The organism is Cobetia sp. Dlab-2-AX, from assembly GCF_024124625.1.
Taxonomy (GTDB): domain Bacteria; phylum Pseudomonadota; class Gammaproteobacteria; order Pseudomonadales; family Halomonadaceae; genus Cobetia.
Genome location: NZ_JAMXRV010000003.1, coordinates 450635 through 468660, shown reverse-complemented (window position 1 = coordinate 468660; position 18026 = coordinate 450635). Strand labels below are relative to the sequence as shown.

Genomic DNA, 18026 nt, shown 5'->3' with positions numbered 1-18026 from the left:
TCCCTTTGGCCCATGGAACACCTCACTCCTCCTCCATGGCCGCCGGCACCAGCGCAGCGGCGGTTTCCGTGCTCGGCTCGGCGGCTTCCGGCTCAGGCAGCGCCAAGGCACGACTGACCGCCAGTGCCGCCTGAATCGCGACAGCCGTGAGCTCAATGGGTTCGTCTTGCAACGCCCTCGCGCCCAGTGCCAGCAGATGATTACGCAGCGCGCCATTGACCTGTATCTCGACGGCATTCACGCGCGCGACCAGTTCAGGTGGCCACCCCTTGCCGGAGAGCGTCAGCCGCGCCCAGGGCTTGCTGCCCGCCGCGATGGCCAGCACCAGCTGGGTGCGATCACTGAGCTGCTCATGCTGACGGTAATGGAGCGAGGGGCGCGACCAGTTGAGGGTCAGCGTCACGGCGGGCTGCCAGCCGTCTGGCTGGGCTGCGCCGCTTTCAGGCGTGGAGGCGCGGGGGCGCAGGTCATTCTGCGTCAGTGGCGACAGCGCAGCGAGAATCTCATGGGCAGCGTCGCTGTCAGGTGCCAGGCCTCGCACCAGCGGCGCTTGCCGTGCTGACGCACCTCGGACTGAAGACGAAAGCGCAGACGCCGCCAGCGAGATATCCAGGCGACTCAGCGGTTTGTATACCGCGGCGTCACTGCGCAGCTCGGTGACATCCAGCACTTCACTGGGCGCCATGCCGCCGCGCCAATCCGGCAACCCGACATCGCGCGTCAACTCCCAGACCGGCGCGCCATCCGCCCCATTCATGGTGGAGGAGCCTTTGACTTTCACGTCCGAGGGCGACGGCACCCATCGCACGTAACGCCCCGCCAACTCAGCATTGCCCGCGCCGTTCACCTGCGTTGCCGCCGCGGGCCTGGCGCCCAGTTGCAGACTCACCTGAGCGCCATTGCCCTTCACGCTCAGCAGCGGTGACTGCGCGCTGAAGCCCAGCGCTTCAAGTGCCTCGTCCGTGGCCGGCTTGCGCGTGCGCAGTTGTGCCTCGCCCAGCTGACTCACCAACGCCTCCACCTTGCCCTGGCGGACAGGCCAGCCGGCCAATGAGGTGATCTGCCAGTCGCCTGCGGGCCCACGCGCCAGACTCAACCAGTCCTGACTGGCCTCTGCGCCACGCCGAATGCCGATACGTTGCGCCGAAGCGGCCACCTGCGACAGCAGCGGCAAGGGCTGCAAGACGCCTGACTGACCCGCAGCGACTGTCATCAGCGAATCACTTTGCCACTGGGCAGGGTCTGCTCCGCCCGTGGCGGCGCCTGAGCGCAGCGATTCCAGCAGTGACGGCCCTGCGGTGAGCGCCGTCGCCGCAGCTACGGAGACCAGCGCCGTCAGTGCCCATCCCGCCCGATTGAAGCGCCCCATCAATCACCTCCCGACTGAGTAGTATCGCTCGGTCTTGTCTTGCCTGAAGCCGCCTTGCCTGAAGCTGCCTTGCCTGCGGTCGACTTGATAGAGCCTGTCGAAGTGCTTGTGGCGGCGTCACTCGCGGAGCGGGCGCTGTGCTGTGAATTGCGCTGCTCATTGCGTTGTTCCTTACGCTGTTCATTTCGTTCGGCGTTGCGCTTCCCGCTGGGCTGACCGTGCCCTGACAGACGCCCTGTCGACTGATAGCCCGCGCGACGGCTGGCGCGATAGCGGCGCCAACAGATCAGCTCGCCGAGCAAGCTCAACGCCACCGGCAAGGCCAGCAGCGTCCACAGGCGCAGCTCGCGGCGCAGGGCATCACGCTCGGCATTCGCCTCACGCTGCTGGCGTGACAACGCGTCCTCGAAGTCATTCTGCATCGCCGCCAGGGCGTCGCTTTGCTGCGCGGCTTCGGCCTTGCCAGATACCGGCGTCGCGCCGAGCGCACTCAGACGCGTCTGCCAGTCATTGCGCAGCCGGGTCTCCTCGGCGGCCTGACGATCGGCCAGTTGATGCAGGCGCGTCAGCTCGCGCACCTGATGGGCACGCGCACGCAGGGCGACCAGCTCGGGGCTGCCCGCCAGCAGGTCCACGGCATTTTCCAGCCAGCGCGCATTGGCATTGAGGGCCTGCTCGCTGCCATCCGCTGCCGTGCGCCGCCACAGACGGTCACTAGCCATGTCGACATCGCTGACCACCAGCAACTGGCCACCCTGCGCGCCTGTCGAGGGCCATTGCGCCAACACCGCCAGGCCACCAGCCGGCGGCGCTTCCCCCGCCAGCCCCGACAGCGGACGCGGGTCCATGCGACTGGCATGGACACGCGCGGCCGGAATCAGGCGCGCCTCATCACTGGCACGAATCAGCCACTGCAACGGCGCTTCCTGCGCTCCCGGGCCTTTCGATGATGCGTCTGCTGCATCAGACAGCGGCGCCAACCAGCCCGCGCTGGACATCACCAGTTGCTCGACATTGAGGTTGAGCGCGGCGTCCGACAGCTGCGCAGCGCTTAACCCGAGCAGTGTCGGGCTCAGCGCACGGGTGCCGTCCAGCAAGCCGATCGGCAAGGCCAGCTGTGCATCCGCCACCACCTCGCCCGCGCGTGATTCAAGCCCGGCGCGCGCCAGCAAGGCCTCGAGCGCCTCGGAAGCCGGCGCCGGCTGATCGAGCATTTCGGGCAGCGGGTCCACCAGCATCAACACCCGGCCGCCACGCTCGAGATAGGCCGTGATGGCCTCCAGCGTCTTGACCGGCAACAGCCGCGGCGCAATCACCAGCAACGCATCCTGATCGGCGATCGGGCGCGAGGCATCATCACCGGCCGACAGCCAGTCGATGCGCAGGCGTGCATTGAGATGCTCCATCAGGCCCCAGCTGCCCAGTGCTCTGCCCTGCTCCAGGCTGGGCTTCCCCATTACCGGCAAACGCGAGACGACACCCAGGCGCGGTGGCTCGGTGCGCGAGACTTCCTGGATCTGGCGTGTCACCCGCGCTTCCAGCCCGCCGATATCCGCCGCCTTGAGAAGCGGAATGGCGCGGCGTTCGGCGTAGGGGCCATCCACCACCAGCCCGAACAGCATCTCTTCACCGCCCGGCAATGACAGCGCGGTCAAGCCCTGCGCCTCGAGATCCGCGAAGTCTGCACTGTCCGGCGCAGGGTCGACACGCTTGAGGCGTATCTGCGGCTCACGCGCGAAGGCGGCCAGACGCGTCTCGATCCGTGTCGCCAGTTCACGCAGCTGCGGCAGGTCGGCGGCGAAGCGTTCGCTGTAGGCGAAGGTCAATGTCACCGGTGCCTCGAGGCCACCGAGCACCGCACGGCTGGCAGGGCTCAGGCTGTGCTGACGCGTGGCGGTCAGATCATGCGCGCGGGTGAGCGGGTTGTGGCCGTCGGCCGTCAGCAGCGGCGGCAGGCGCACGCCAGCCAGCAATAGCGCGGTGACCGCAGCCGCCAGTGCCGCCGTGACCAGCCACCGTGGCGCCTGCTTGCGTGCATGGCGTTCCTGACTGAGGCCGCGCGCCTGCAGCACCAGCCCGGCCAGAGTCAGCAGCAGGAAGTAGCTGGCATCGAGCCAGATCGGCCGGCCTTCACTGAAAGGCGTCAGATGCGCCGGCAAGCTGATCAGATCGAGCAGCTGCACCCAGTGCGGTGCCAGATGCTGAGCCAGCTGGCTCGTCACCGCAGGTGTGCCCGGCAGCATCAGCGCCAGGCCCAGCACCAGCGCCCCGAGCCACGCCGACAGCGCAGAAGGCGCGCGCACCGCCAGCGCCTGACCGAGACTGGCCAGCGCCATCACCAGCAGCACCATGCCCAGATAGCCGCTGAGCATCAGGCCGAGATCCGGCGTGCCGAGCCAATGGACCAACACCACCAGCGGCGCCGTCATCGCAAGCCCCAGCCAGCCCAGCACGCTGGCACTGATCAAGCGTGCGCTGGCCAGTCGCCAGGCCCCCAGCCCGAGGCCGGACAGCCATTCGAGCAGGCCGTTGGCACGCTCTTCCGGCCAGCCGCGCAGGGCCAGCAGCGGCGTCCACAGCACCAGCAACCAGGGCAACACCTGCCAAAGCGAGCCAAGATCGGCGCGATCACGTGCCAGCAGATCGCCCACCTCGAAGGCCCCCAGCGGCGCCAGCACCGCCATCACCACCAGCAGCGACCAGCTGGCGCCTTGTGTCAGTGCCTGATGCAGGTCACGGCGGACCAGCGCGAGAACGGCCCTCATGACGACACCTCCTGATCTGCGCGCGGTGCCTGCCTGCGCATCGGCAGCGGCGAGGGCTGCTCCGCCATGCGCGTCACCAGCTGGCGGAACGCGACCTCGATATCGCCCCGTTCGTGGACACATTCATCGAGGCGGATTTCCATGTAGCTGCACCAGCGTGCCAGCGCGGGGCGCGGGTCCTGATGGAGACGCCCGGCCAGTCGCAGCACGGCACCGGTCGAGATCACCAGCGGCGACTTGTCAAGCGCCATGGCATCGCCGGGCTTGACGGGCGTGATGGCCGCCACGCCCGGCAGACGCGAGACACTGGCCAGTTCGCGCTCGCTCAAGGCCCGACTCAACGTCACTCGCCATACCGGCAGACTGGAACTCGCGCCATACCCCGCGCCGTAGCGCGAACGACTGCCCCCCAGGATGCCTTCGCTGACGGAGGTCGCGGCCAGCGCCTCCGGCGTATCATCGAAGCCCAGCTGGCCATTGGCCATGACCAGTACGCGGTCACAGATGCGAGGCACTTCCTCCAGAAGATGAGTGGAGACGATGATCAGACGCTCGCGACCCAGCTCACGAATGAAGGCGCGCACGCTGTCCTTCTGCAGCGGGTCCAGCCCATCGGTGGGCTCATCGAGCAGCAGGACGTCCGGATCATGGGTCAACGCCATCGCCAGCGCCACGCGACGCCGATAGCCTTTGGATAACACAGCGCACAATTGATTGGCGAAAGGCGTGATATCCAGGCGATCCATCAATGCCGAAAGGCGATCATTACGCACCTTGCGCGACAACCCATGCAGACCCGCCACGCACTCGAGACTCTCGCGCACCGTCAGCTGCGGCCACAGGGGTGCGCCCTCCGGCAGATAGCCGATGCGACGCTTGAGGCGATTGAGCTGGCGCTGACTGGCGCGACCATCGAAGGCTTCGCCTTCCAGCTCCAGCTGCCCCTGGGTGGCGGCGAGCGTGCCCGCCAGCATGCGCAGGCTGGTGGTCTTGCCGGCGCCATTGGGCCCCAGCAGGCCGATGACCTCACCACGCGAGGCCGTGAAGGTCAGCCCGGTGACGGCCTGTTGCTGACCGAATTGACGCCCGAGCCCGCGACTGACCAACAACGCCGGGGAAGCGGACGGATCGTCAGACGCGCGCTCGGGGATTGACGCAGATCGAGTTGCCGCAGAGCGAGTCACAGCAGAGGACGCCGCGGCAGAGGATGACGCAGAGGTCGTGTATGGGTCCTGCAAGATACCCGCTCCTTGTACTTTTCCTGATAGGGGCAATGCGTAGCCGGGACTGATGGTTCCGGCAGGTGATCATGAGGCCGGAAGATGATCGTGGCTCCGGCGGCTGATCTTGAGAGATGGCCGTGACAGATGACAATGCAGCGCACAGGGTAAGCCGACAGCCTGCGCTCGCCAAGCAGGAGTACGCGCGCAGTCACCACTCGCGCGGTTATGGCGTCTATTCCGCCCTTTGCCGGCCCTCAAGGCGTATCGTGGCGCCTGTCTTCTCGATCATCACGCCCACACGCGCCCTTGGTTGGCGGCATTCGCACAGCAGAACCTGATACCAGAGCTGAACCACTAGCCCAGAACTGAACGACTATCCCTGAGTCTAAGGAAAGCCTGATATGCTGGGCGGATGACAGGCACGCGCCGTTGTCAGAGCGCCTTGCTGGCCGGCGGTCTGCCTGCCAGAGCCTTCACACGTTGAGCCTTCATTCTGTGAGCCTTCATTTAATCTTGCTGGACAGGACCCCTCGATGCCCAAGCATGACAAGCAGTCCGCTACCTCCTCGCCGTCTTCCAGGCCGCGCCGCGATACCCGTCTGCGCAACGGGCTGTTCTGGGCCTTGCTGGCAGCGGCCTTGATCACGGGCTTCTGGCTGGCCTGAAGGCGCTCCTTGCGCCGACACATCACGCGCCGCCACATTACGCGCCACTACATCACGCGCCGCTACATCACGCACTACTATCGTCAGCGGCGCAACCACCGGCATCAGGCCTGATCAGACACACCACAACCTGCACACGACAAGGGTGAACATGAGCGAGACGACTTCATGAACGACATGCTGGCACTGTTCGTCGCGACGTTGAACGTCACCGTCCCGGTCTTCGCGATGGTATTTCTGGGCCTGGGGCTCAAGCGACTCGGCTGGATCGACGACACCTTCATCAGCACCGCCTCATCGCTGGTGTTCAAGGGCACCATGCCGGCGCTGGTCTTCCTCTCCATCGTGCGGGCCGATCTCGATCACGCCCTGCGTCCGGACATGCTGATCTACTTCGCCTGCGCGACACTGGCCACCTTCCTGCTGCTGTGGGGCTGGGCGATTCTGCGCGTACCACGCAAGGAGCGTGGCGAGGTGGTCCAGGGAGCATTTCGCGGCAACTGCGCCATCGTCGGACTGGCGTTGGCCGCCAATCTCTATGGCGATCTTGGCCTGTCGATGGGCGGCATCCTGATGGGCGTCGTCATCCTGTCCTACAACATGCTGTCGGTAGTGGTGCTGTCGAGCTATCTCGGCGATGGCCGTACCAGCTGGACTGGCATCGCGCGCGGTATCATCACCAACCCGTTGATTCTCGGCGTGCTGGCCGCCCTGCCCTTCGCGGCCTTCAGCTGGCAGCTGCCCGAGTGGCTGGAGACTTCCGGTGATTACTTCGCACGCATGACGCTGCCGCTGGCATTGATCTGCATCGGCGGTACCCTGTCGATGCGCTCGCTGCGTGAAGGCCGCAAGCTGGCCCTCAGTGCCAGTCTGATGAAGATGATCAGCGTGCCACTGCTGGCGACCACCGTCGCCGTGCTGCTGGGCTTCCGCGGCACCGAACTCGGCGTGCTGTTCCTGTTCTTCGCCTCACCGACGGCGGCGGCAAGCTTCGTGATGGTACGGGCAATGGGCGGCAATGACCGCCTGGCCGCCAATATCATCGCCATCAGCACCCTGATGGCAGGTATCACCATCACGACCGGCATCTTCGTGCTCAAGTTGAGCGGTCTGGTCTAGCAGCAGCGGTCTGGCTGCAGGCCAAAGCGAAACGCCCCCGCCAGTGCAGACTGGCGGGGGCGTTTCGTTGTGACTCAATGGTTGCGGCTCAATGGTTGTGGTTCATGACAGCCGCGCGTGACTTACGCCAGCTCCGCCGGGCTCACGAACTGGTACAGATCCGCCAGGCCAGCGGCCCAGACATCGGCGTCCAGCCAGGCGAGGCTTGCGGTGGCAAAGGCCAGCTGGGTGCTGCCGGGGCCATCGACCAGAGCGCTGGCCAGATTCGAGACCAGCGGATTGTGGCTGATGATCAGCCAGTCGCGTGGTTCGCATCCCTCAGAAGTGGGCGGCACATGGGTCTGCAGCCAGTCGAGCACCGGTGTCAGCGGGTCATCCGGGGTGATGATCTCCAGCGTGGTCTGCTGCTCACCACTCAACTCAAGCGCCGAGGAGATCTCCTGGGCGGTCTGCTGGGCGCGGGTAAACGGACTGACGACCAGCGTCAGACGCGCACGACGCTCGGCGGGCAGCTGATGAGCCAGCCAGCGACCGATGCGGCGCGCCTCTTCGCGGCCATTCTCGCTCAATTCGCGTTCGGGGTCCGGCGTGCCAGCCAGGGCCTCGCCGTGACGCATGATCAGTACACTCATGACATTCTCCTGAAAAGATGACTGCCGCAGCCCGAGCACGTCACGAATGGCTCCATCGCTGCGGCCGATGACCAGGGGCTCGCCAACCGGAGCGTTGCACGAGTCAGACAAGGGGATGGCGAAACACGTTCCATCACCTGCTATGAGTCCTCAGGAGCCGTCGGGTTCCAACTGCCGCGCCTGCTGCACCGACTCACGCGACAGCACGAACTCTACATCGCTGGATTGCTCACCGCCCATCAGCGCGCGGGCCATGTGATGCGGGTCGACATTCTCGAACAGCACCTTGGCCATGCCACTGACCAGCGGCATGTAGATGCCCAGTCGCTCGGATTCATCCTGCACCAATCGCACGGTATTGACACCCTCGGCGACCTGGCCCAGCACCTCGACCGCCTGGTCGAGGGTGCGCCCTTCTCCCAGTGCGTAGCCGACCCGATAGTTGCGCGACAGCGGCGAGGAGCAGGTCACGATCAGATCGCCCACACCGGCAAGGCCGAGGAAGGTCATCGGATTGGCGCCCTTGGCCACGGCGAAGCGGCTCATCTCGGCCAGCGCGCGGGTCATCAGCATGGCACGGGTGTTCTCGCCCATGCCAAGGGCCGCGGCCATGCCGGCCGCGATGGCATAGATGTTCTTCAGCGCCCCGCCCAGCTCGACGCCGTAGCGGTCATTACTGGCGTAGACACGGAAATAGTCGCAGCCGAAGGCCGTCTGCACGCGAGCGCGGGTGTAGGCGTCGTCGGAGGCGATCACCGTGGCTGTCAGCTGCCGCTGGGCGATCTCGGCCGCCAGATTGGGGCCAGACAGCACGCCGATGTGCGTGAAGCCGGTTTCCTGCTCCAGCACCTCGCTCATCAGGGTGAAGCCTTCGCTCTCGATGCCCTTGGTGGTAGCCACCAGTATCTGCCCTTCACGCAGGTGGGCGCGCGCCTGGCGGACCACCGTACGGAAGGCCTTGGAAGGAATCGCCACGCAGACCAGCTCGGCCTCGGCCAGTGCATCGGCCATGTCGGTGGTGGCACGCACCGAGGCATTGATCTCGAAGCCCGGCAGATAGCCCGAGTTGCGGTGCCGGGTGTTGACCTCCTCGGCCTGGCTGGCATCACGCATCCACTGGGTGACGCTGGCACCATTGTCGGCGGCAATCGAGGCGATCGCGGTCCCGAAGCTGCCGCCACCCAGCACGCAGACATTGAGTCCCACCGCCTGAGGGGTCGTTTCGCTTACCTCGCGATCACGAATGGCCCGACGAGGTGAAGGGGTAGTGGCAGACATGCTGACTCCTTGGATGACGATGTGCTCAGTGAATGGCAGGCATTGTACTCATAGTTTGTCAGAGAATGCTGAACAAGAGATGTCTGCGCAGGCTTCATGGCCAACGCAGGGGCTGCGCCTGGTTGACGCGACTGAGTGACGCGACTGCCATGCGCGCCTCGCGCGCAATCGACCTACACGAACCATCGATACGCATGAACTCTCGATGTGCATGAACAATCGATATGCATAAAAAACCGGCAATCCCTGCCCCTGAGGCGCAGAAATTGCCGGTCTGTTCAGCGCTGGCGGGATGGCGGCAGACTTGACCCATCACGCCGAGGCGTCAGATCACAGCGTCTTGAGGGCCGTGATCATGTCGCCGACCACCTTCTGACCATCGCCATACACCATGCGCGTGTGGTCAAGATAGAAGAGGTGATTCTCGACACCGGAGAAGCCGGAGCCCTGACCGCGCTTGATCACCAGCACGTTGCGGGACTGGTCGGCATTGAGGATCGGCATGCCGTACAGCGGGCTTGAGGCGTCGTTCTTGGCGACCGGATTGACCACGTCATTGGCGCCGATGACCAGCGTGACGTCGGTGGTCTCGAAGTCGTTGTTGATCTCGTCCAGGTCCGCGATCATATCGTAGGGCACGCCGGCTTCCGCCAGCAGCACATTCATGTGGCCCGGCATGCGACCGGCGACCGGGTGGATCGCGAAGCGCACTTCGACGCCACGCTCACCCAGCAGCTCGACCATCTCCCAGACCTTGTGCTGCGCCTGTGCCACCGCCATGCCGTACCCCGGCACGATGATGACGCGCTCGGCGAAGGCCAGCTGCACGGCGGCGTCCATCGGATCGGAAGCCTTCATGCTGCCCTCGATCTCGCCCTGCTCGACACCGGAGGCGCCGCCGAATTGCTTGAACAGCACGTTGCGGAGCGGACGATTCATGGCCTTGGCCATCAGCTGGGTCAGCAGCGTACCGGCCGCCCCGACGACAGTACCGGCGATGATCATCGCGGCATTGCCGAGCACGAAGCCTTCCATTGCCACCGCAAGGCCGGTCAGCGCATTGAACAGCGAGATGATCACCGGCATGTCGGCGCCACCGATGGGCAGTGCCAGCATCGCGCCGAACAGCAACGCAAGCACGAAGAACACCAGCACCAGCGAGCCGGACGGTTCCACCGCCGCGATCACGACGCCCAGATAGACCGTCAGACCCAGCACGATCATGTTGATCAGCTGCTGACTCGGGAAGTTGAACGCCTTCTTGAGGCGCCCATCCAGCTTGGCCCAGGCGACGATGGAACCGGAGAAGGCCACCGCACCGATCATCGCCCCGAGCACGCCCAGCCACAGCGCCAGCGAGCCGTGCTGCTCGATCAATGCCGGGTTGTCGCTCATGCGCATCAGCTCGACCGCAGCGATCGCCGCTGCCGCACCGCCACCCATGCCGTTGTAGATGGCGATCATCTGCGGCATGTCGGTCATCTCGACCTTGTTGCCGGAGTACCAGGCGATACCGCCACCGATGACGATGGCCAGCAGCATCAGACCATAACGACCATCAATCTGCGGATGCAGGAAGGTCAGCAGCGTGGCCACGACCATCGCGATACCGGCCCAATGGATGCCGCTGCGTGCCGTGGAAGGATGTGACATGCGCTTGAGGCCGAGGATGAAGACCACCGCCGCCGCGAAATACCCTGTTTCGACCAGCCAGTTCATCAGCGAGCCTCCTTGTCGTTGATGCCATTGGCAGCGTCTGTGCCCTTGCTGCGATCACTGGTCTTGAACATTTCCAGCATGCGCTCGGTGACCACATAACCGCCGACCGCGTTGCCGGCGCCCAGCAGCACGGCGATGAAGCCGATGAACTGCTGCATGCCGGTCTCGGCCTGACCGAGGGCGATCATCGCCCCGACCAGCACGATGCCGTGGATGAAGTTGGAACCGGACATCAGGGGCGTGTGCAGAATCACCGGCACACGCGAGATGACCTCGTAGCCGACGAAGGCCGCCAGCATCAGGATGTATACGGCAGAAAGTCCTTCGATCATGCGGCGTCCTCCGCGCGAGCGCGTACGTCATCGTGGGTGATGCGGCCGCCATCGGTCAGACGCATCGGGCCGAGCACCGCATCCTCGAAGTCCAGCGTCAGTTCGCCATCCTTCATGTAGGGGGTCAGCAGGTTGAAAAGGTTCTTGGCGTACATCTCGCTGGCATTGACCGCCAGGCTCGAGGCCATGTCCAGCGGGCCGAGTACCGTGACACCGGCGTGCTCGACACGCTTGCCAGGCTCGGTCAGTTCACAGTTGCCACCGCCTTCGGCGGCGAGATCGACCAGCACGGCGCCAGGCTTCATGCCCTCGACCATCTCGCGGCTGATGATGCGCGGTGACGGACGCCCCGGAATCGCGGCGGTGGAGATCACCACATGCGCGTCGCCCATGTGACGTGCCAGTGCCTCGGCCTGCTGGGCGCGCTCGTCATCGGTCAGCTCGCGAGCGTAGCCGCCCTCGCCGGAGGCATCGACGCCGGTATCGATCATCTTGGCGCCCAGCGATTCGACCTGCTCACGCGCGGCAGCGCGAATGTCATAGGCCCACACCTGGGCGCCGAGACGCTTGGCAGTCGCGATGGCCTGCAGACCCGCGACGCCGGCACCGACCACCACGACACGCGCCGGACGCACGGTACCGGCGGCAGTCGTCAGCATCGGGAAGAACACCGAGGACTCGTTGGCCGCCAGCAGCGCGGCGTGATAGCCCGCGACACCCGCCTGCGAGGACAGGGCGTCCATGCTCTGGGCCCGCGAGATACGCGGCACGAATTCCATGCACAGGCTGGTCAGCCCCTGACTGGCAAGCTTGCTGATCAGCTGCGGATTCTGGTATGGCGTCATCAATGCCACCACCACCGCGCCCTCACGCAACTCGCTGATCTGTGACTCGCTGGGCGTGCGCACGCACAGCACGAGATCCGCCGCGGCACGCGCCGCTGCGATATCGGCCTCGGCGACGACCGCCACCCCGGCCTGGGCGGCGTAGGCCGCATCATCGAAGTGCGCATGACGTCCGGCACCGCTCTCCACGTGCACGATGGCGTCGCTGGTGTCACTGACGCTGCTGTCCAGGTGACGTGCGAGCTTGCCGGCCGTCACCGGGTCCAGCGCGACGCGGCACTCCCCGCGCGCCAGTGTGCTGCTCACGCCCTCGTCGGGTGTCACCAGGTCCGGTGCACGCATCTCGCGCACGACTAGAATATTCAGCATCGCGCACCTCGTTTCACGTCCGTGTTCATGCCTGAGGCTGCCAGCCTTGAAAGATTCATGGCGTCGTTCCTGTTGAGCGCTGATTCGCGCCATCCTGCCTGCCGGAGGCGCTTTCAGCGACGTTATTGCCTGTCACAGGTGAGACTTGCCTGAATCGCAAGCCGTGACTCACGCATGGCCAGAAGGCCTGACATCACCCGCGACACGATGAGTGTCCAGCATCAGTCTTTTCTTGACGGTGCATCAGGGTCAAGCGCTGCATTGCAAAAAAAGCAATAAAATCAAGCATAAAGCTATCGTTATGACAGTCATAACAGCCGCCTTATGCTGACAGGCGCCTTGCGACACTACCAAGTCACTGATTTTCAATGAGTTTACAAAAGGCACCTCACCAAGAATAGCTCAGCTTTGTGTTATGCATCGCATAATCTCGAGCTTATGGCTGTGACAGTGCCTGCCATGAAAAATGGGATACCGCAGCAGCAGCATCCCATATTCATGACGATGACTTGAGTGTCAGCGCGTGATTCCCGCATTGCACAAAGCGGATGTTAGTCCTTGGCTTGCGCTGTCAGCGAAGCAGTTCAGGCCCCCTCAATGAGAGCGGCTCTGACAGAGCCGCTCAGGACGAGCAACTCATGCAGATCGGCGCGGCATTCGCCGCCGGTGGCCGTGTCCAGTCATCGACCAGCTCGGCATCGACGCCCTGCGCCTGCCCCAGCTCCTGCGCCGCCTCCAGACTACCCTCCTCGGGGCGGAAGAAGGGTGCCGTCAGACGCTGACGCAAGGCCTTGAGTGTCGTGTCATCGCCCTGCTCGACCCGTGCGATCACCTCCAGCAGCAGATGCGTGCGCGGCACATAGAGCGGATTGCAGCCGAGCATGGCCAGACGACGCTGGCGCTCATTCTCGGCAGAGAGCCCGATGGCCATGACGCGCGCCTGATAGCGCTCAAGCCACGCCGAGGCTTCATCGCGCGCCCGGGCCGAATTGCCATGCGGCCCACGCTCGCCGGCCAGGCGCACGACCAGCGTTTCCGGCGCGGGCTGCGCGACATCCCAATGACTGAGAAGGCGGTAGGCATGGGTGTGGTCGACCTTGCCGGCCGCCAGCAGCTCGCGCCACTGCTGCACCAGCGTCATGTCCTCATCGCGAGCATCCGGCAACCCGAGACGCGCGCGCATCAGGCGGGCATATTCACGCTGCAACTCGCCCTCGTAGGCACCCAGCGCAGTGGAGAGTGCGTCCACGTCGATCAGCGGCGACAGCGCGACGCCCAGACGCTCCAGATTCCATAGCCCGATGCCCGGCTGCTGGGCGAAACCATAGCGCCCGGCCTGATCGGTATGATTCGGTACCAGATTCTCTTCATAGCCATCGAGGAAAGCGTAAGGCCCGTAATCGAAGGTCAGCCCCAGCAGTGACATGTTGTCGGTGTTCATCACCGCATGCACGAAGCCGTAGGCCTGCCAGGCCGCGATCAGTTTCGCGGTGCGAGTGATCACTGTCTCGAACATGCCCAGCGCGGCGGCGATGCGTGTCGCTTCATCCAGCGGCTCGCGCCCGATGTCGCCCATGTCGGAAGGCTCTTCCGACATCTCGGGCAGGCACTCGGGGAAGTGCTCCCGCAGGGCGTGATCGATCAGCGTCTTGAGGTCTTCATGCCGGCCGGAGTGGGCCAGCCACTCGAAGTGCCCGAAGCGCAGGTGGCTCTCGCAGACGCGCAACACGGTAGCGCCGGGCTCGACGGTCTCGCGCTGGACCCGCTCGCCATTCACCGCCAGTGCCAGCGCGCGGCTGGTGGGAATGCCCAGCGCCGCCATGTACTCGCTGGCCAGATACTCGCGCACGCTGGAGCGCACCACCGCCTGACCATCGCCGAAGCGCGAGTAAGGCGTACGACCGGCGCCCTTGAGATGCAGATCGAAGGTCTTGCCGTGTTCGATCTCAAGTTCGCCGAGCAGAATGCCTCGCCCGTCGCCGAGCTGCGGATTGTAGTGACCGAACTGATGACCGGTGTATTTCTGGGCCAATGCGTCCATGCCTGGTAACAACTGCTCACCGGCCATCAAGAGTCGCAGCTGCTCGAGCGCCTCCTCGCTGGAGGCGTCGGAGTCCAAGGGCGCCTCCAGCCCCAGCAGACGAGCGCAGTCAGGACTCACATCGGCAAGGCGCGTGCCTTGTCGCGGCTCTGGGGCGACACGCGTGAAGAAGTACTCAGGCAGGCGGGCATAACGGTTGTTGAAGCGCAGCGCCGCCAGGTCATGCACGTGCGCGGCGTGCGTAGGGGAAAACTCACTCATCAAGAGGCTCCGTCGGGCCACCGGGGGTCGGCGACCCGCTGGGGGAAGAAGTGGACGCGGCGGCATCACTCGGGGTCAACAGGCTGCGCAGACCGCCGGAGGGCCGCCCGGGTGGCAGCTTGCTGGCCATCTCATACAGCTTGCGCGCCGTCGTATCGGTGCGCGCCTGACGTTTGAGCGCCTGCAGGGCATCGTCGGAGTCCCGGGCATGGCCCAGGTGCTGATCATGGTCCAGGTGCTGAGCATGGCTGACAGGGTCGCCCGAGGCTTGCGCCTGCTCGCGCGTGCCAGCCGCGGGCGACACCGCAGCAGGCGTGCTCTCAAGCGAGGTCTCATGACGGCGCAGCAGCAGGCGCTTGCGCGGTGTCAGTGCCAACTCCGACAGGCGCGCCTTGCCCCACCACGGGTGCGGCGCCTGCACGCCATGCGTGGACTCGCTCAGCCAGGCCTGCGGCAGTGCCTCGAGCAGAGGGAAGCGCTCACTCTCGCCCTGCGCCTGCCACCAGTGGCTCAGGCGCTCATTGAGTACCAGCAGCTGGCGTGCCCGCGTGGCGGCGGTGTAGCTGAGATTGGTGACCAGCACCTGATTGGGCAATTGCTGGCGCTCGCTTGGCAATGCCAGATCATCGGCCAGCACCACGCAATCAAATTCGAGACCCTTGGCGCGGAACACCGTCCCCAGCATGACTGTGGGTAGCTCGACCGACTGTCCCCGCGAGTGAGCACTGACGATGGCGGCCTGCAGGTCACCATCGTGCTTGCGCAACTCCCCGATCCATTGATCGAGTGGCGCCTGGGCATACCAGGAGGCCAACTCATGCAGACTGCGCGCCTGATGATCCTCGAGACGCGCCAGAGCCCCCAGTACCTGCGCCGGAGTCTGTCCGAGCCGCGTCAGGGAGGGGGGCAGCAGTCGCCAGCACTCACGCTGACTGGCCCTGTCGCCCTGCTCGGCCAGCTGATGTGCGCGCCAGAGTCGCCAATGATCCAGCAGCCCCGCCAGCGGATAGCCCTCGATGCCATCCAGCCAGGCCACCGCAATGCCGCGCTGGTGCAGTGCCAGCGCCTCCCTCAACGCCGCCACCGGGCCGGCACTGATCACAGCGTGGCGCCTGCCGGAGTGCAGCAATGCTTCACGCACTGCGGGCAGCGCCAGACGGGTCGCCGGACCGAGGCCGCTCATGGCCTGTTCACGCGCGGTGGGCGAACAGGCCGCCAACCGCGTGCCCAGCGCCGCCAATGCCGGCCCGAAGCGCCAGGCGCCGGGCAGTGAGTAGACGGTGGCATCGGCCAGCAGCGGCGAATCCAGCGAACTCATGCCTTCCACCTGGCGCGACAGGCTCTGATGCGGGTCGCCGATCAGCAGCAGGTCGCAGCGCTGGCGACGCAACATGGCCAGCAACGCTGGCGTGGCGTCCTGCGCCTCATCCAGCATCACCAGGTCGGCCTCCAGCGACTGGCCATGCTGCGACCACAGCTTGAGCAAGGCGTTGAACGACAGGCTCTGCTGGTGATCGGCGGGGTCCAGCAGGCACTCCCACACCAGTCGCATGCTCTCGACCAGCTGGCGCAGCTCATTGGCGCTCAGCCGTTGTGCCACGCCGTCGGGCAGGTGCTCAGGCATCGGCACCGCGTCGCTCTCGGCGAAGAAGGTGTTCAGGCCCTGGGCGATCAGGCTGCGGGACTGGCTGGAAAGACTGCCCAGCCAGCTGAGACTCTGCGGCGCCAGGCGGCGCGTGATGTCGGGCTGGCGCTTGAGCTTGTCGCCGTACTCCTCCATCAAGGCCTGGCGCGCCAGCTGATGCAGCGACAGCGACTGGACATTGGCGGGCAGCTGACTGGCGGTCCGCCCCGCCACCGCCGGGTTGAGTGAGGTATAGATGAGAGTCTCGTCGGCGTAGGTACGCGCCAGCTCGACCATCAGTACGGTCTTGCCGCTGCCGGCGCAGGCACGCACCACCACGCAATCGCTGTGCTCGGCGCTGTTGGCCGGCGTGCGATCGCGCAGGCGCGAGGGAAAGGGATGGGCGAGAATTCGCCGTTGATCATTGCTCAGATGCATGGCGGCATGATCCCCCCTGTCAGCGCGGGGGGCAAGACCTTCGCTGCGCGATCATGACTAGGACAGCGCGCCATTGGCCGCGAGGCGCTCACGCACGGTACGCATCAGGCCACGATTCCAACGCAACAGTTCATAGAGCGTGGTGAAGTAGGCGTTGCCCCGCGTCGAGTAGGCACTCAGCGTCGGGATGAGGTCTTCGGCGCGCACCGGCTGGCCCGCGTTGCGCAGACGCCCGCGCAGCTCACGTAGCTCGGCGTAGCTGCGCTGGGAATTGAGATTGTCGAAATAGGCGGCGATACCCGCCTCCAGGCTCTCGAAGCGCCGATATTCACGCCCCAGCGGCCCGATACCGCAGCCGCGCGAGAAGCAACGCATGCCGAACAGATTGTTGGCCTCACGGGCATGACCCGACGTCCCCCAGCCCGACTCCTCGATGGCCTGCACCAGCACCATGTCCAGCGGCAGGGTATCGATGCGCAGCAGCAGGCGCGTCCAGCTGACGCCGATGTCTTCGCGCGTGACATCACAGGGCAGATTGACCTGATCACACAGGCCATTGAGGCGCTCCTGCTCGCGCTCGCTGTAGTCACGCCCTCCATCACCGGCGCGCTTGCGCATCGCCAGCAACCAGTCGCGCTGCTCGGCGATGCGCTGGTTCTCGGCCACCACCAGCGGAATCATCAGCTCGAAGAAGGCGACCTTGCGCTGGTTGCCCGCGGGATAGGGCCGCAGGTCCGGCATCTGATGGGTCCTGTCACGGGCCAGCAGCTCATCATCCAGCCGTGCCGCCTGCGCCATCGAGCCCAGCCCCATCACCAGCAGCAAGGCAGCGATGAACAGGCGAGCAGGGCTCAGATGAACAGAGCCCGGACGGACAGAGCCCAGACGAACAGGGCTCAGGCGCCACGAGCGCCGCGGCCAGGCCCACGTCCACGCGGGCAGGCGTGGCAGGCGTGGCAGGCGAGCCAGGCGTGGCATGCCACGCACTCCGCCAGTCAGCCAACCCGCAGAGAAAGGTAGGTAAGTCATGTGCTGCGCTCATCGAGAGGGATGCAGTAGCAAGACGCGAGATACCATCAGCGTATCTCATGAGGCTGCATGAAACCCTAAAAACGCGTACGCGAGAAGATGGCGCGGTCGGCCAAGCGAGGAAAGACACGGCAAGCCCTGTCGTCCGTCACCGACAGACCGCCAGACGGTGCCCGCCTTTTCGCTCTACTGACGCGGCGCGCTCTGCGCTCCCTGCGCATCCTCACCTTTTTCTTTTTTCTTTTTTCTTTTTCCTTTCCCCTTCCTCCCTTCATCCCTTCCTACCCTGCCGCCTTCCTGCCCTTCACGCTCTGCAC

Annotated in this window: 13 protein-coding genes; 2 read left to right on the top strand and 11 right to left on the bottom strand. The window is 65.3% G+C overall.

Features of this window, described 5'->3' with window-relative positions; translation table 11 throughout:
• Positions 1 to 22 precede the first annotated feature (22 nt).
• The 3 genes from NH396_RS07690 to NH396_RS07680 are packed head-to-tail and all read right to left on the bottom strand — an operon-like array spanning position 23 to position 5243.
• Positions 23 to 1369, bottom strand: a complete 1347-nt coding sequence (locus NH396_RS07690; protein WP_176676505.1) for a DUF4340 domain-containing protein — start codon at positions 1367 to 1369, stop codon at positions 23 to 25.
• Positions 1369 to 4134: a GldG family protein gene (locus NH396_RS07685; RefSeq protein WP_176676504.1), complete on the bottom strand. Its 2766-nt coding sequence runs from the start codon at positions 4132 to 4134 to the stop codon at positions 1369 to 1371. Before NH396_RS07685 ends, NH396_RS07690 begins: the two co-directional genes overlap by 1 nt.
• On the bottom strand, positions 4131 to 5243 hold the full coding sequence (locus NH396_RS07680; protein WP_253062707.1) for an ABC transporter ATP-binding protein: 1113 nt from the start codon (positions 5241 to 5243) through the stop codon (positions 4131 to 4133). Before NH396_RS07680 ends, NH396_RS07685 begins: the two co-directional genes overlap by 4 nt.
• 647 nt (positions 5244 to 5890) lie before the next feature.
• Between NH396_RS07680 and NH396_RS17040 the strand changes: the two genes are divergently transcribed.
• Both NH396_RS17040 and NH396_RS07675 read left to right on the top strand, forming a co-directional pair.
• A complete protein-coding gene (locus NH396_RS17040; RefSeq protein ID WP_263643036.1) occupies positions 5891 to 6022 on the top strand; it encodes a hypothetical protein in 132 nt (43 codons plus the stop codon).
• Positions 6023 to 6190: 168 nt separating this feature from the next.
• The gene (locus NH396_RS07675; RefSeq protein ID WP_176676502.1) at positions 6191 to 7141 is read left to right on the top strand and encodes an AEC family transporter; all 951 of its coding nucleotides are present in this window, start codon (positions 6191 to 6193) and stop codon (positions 7139 to 7141) included.
• Positions 7142 to 7263: 122 nt separating this feature from the next.
• On the opposite strand, the gene sixA is transcribed toward NH396_RS07675, so the two are convergent.
• The 8 genes from sixA to NH396_RS07635 all read right to left on the bottom strand — a co-directional run bounded on the left by sixA (position 7264) and on the right by NH396_RS07635 (position 17709).
• Positions 7264 to 7773: a phosphohistidine phosphatase SixA gene (gene sixA / locus NH396_RS07670; protein WP_176676501.1), complete on the bottom strand. Its 510-nt coding sequence runs from the start codon at positions 7771 to 7773 to the stop codon at positions 7264 to 7266.
• A 150-nt stretch (positions 7774 to 7923) separates the two neighbouring features.
• Positions 7924 to 9051, bottom strand: a complete 1128-nt coding sequence (locus NH396_RS07665; protein ID WP_084589572.1) for an NAD(P)H-dependent glycerol-3-phosphate dehydrogenase — start codon at positions 9049 to 9051, stop codon at positions 7924 to 7926.
• A gap of 330 nt (positions 9052 to 9381) precedes the next feature.
• Positions 9382 to 10770 carry an NAD(P)(+) transhydrogenase (Re/Si-specific) subunit beta gene (locus NH396_RS07660; RefSeq protein ID WP_175088123.1) on the bottom strand — a complete coding sequence of 463 codons (1389 nt, stop codon included), beginning with the start codon at positions 10768 to 10770 and terminating at the stop codon, positions 9382 to 9384.
• Positions 10770 to 11102 (bottom strand): NAD(P) transhydrogenase subunit alpha, encoded by a 333-nt coding sequence (locus NH396_RS07655; protein WP_043335532.1) that lies wholly within the window; start codon positions 11100 to 11102, stop codon positions 10770 to 10772. Before NH396_RS07655 ends, NH396_RS07660 begins: the two co-directional genes overlap by 1 nt.
• Positions 11099 to 12316, bottom strand: coding sequence for an NAD(P) transhydrogenase subunit alpha (locus tag NH396_RS07650; RefSeq protein ID WP_253062705.1), 1218 nt, complete (start codon positions 12314 to 12316; stop codon positions 11099 to 11101). Before NH396_RS07650 ends, NH396_RS07655 begins: the two co-directional genes overlap by 4 nt.
• Positions 12317 to 12938: 622 nt before the next feature.
• Positions 12939 to 14618 carry a protein adenylyltransferase SelO family protein gene (locus NH396_RS07645; protein WP_176676500.1) on the bottom strand — a complete coding sequence of 560 codons (1680 nt, stop codon included), beginning with the start codon at positions 14616 to 14618 and terminating at the stop codon, positions 12939 to 12941.
• Complete coding sequence (locus NH396_RS07640) at positions 14611 to 16680, bottom strand: ATP-dependent helicase (protein WP_176676499.1); 2070 nt, start codon at positions 16678 to 16680, stop codon at positions 14611 to 14613. The genes NH396_RS07645 and NH396_RS07640 overlap by 8 nt, the downstream gene beginning before the upstream one ends.
• Before the next feature lie 57 nt (positions 16681 to 16737).
• Complete coding sequence (locus NH396_RS07635; protein ID WP_176676498.1) at positions 16738 to 17709, bottom strand: glucosaminidase domain-containing protein; 972 nt, start codon at positions 17707 to 17709, stop codon at positions 16738 to 16740.
• Positions 17710 to 18026 lie beyond the last annotated feature (317 nt).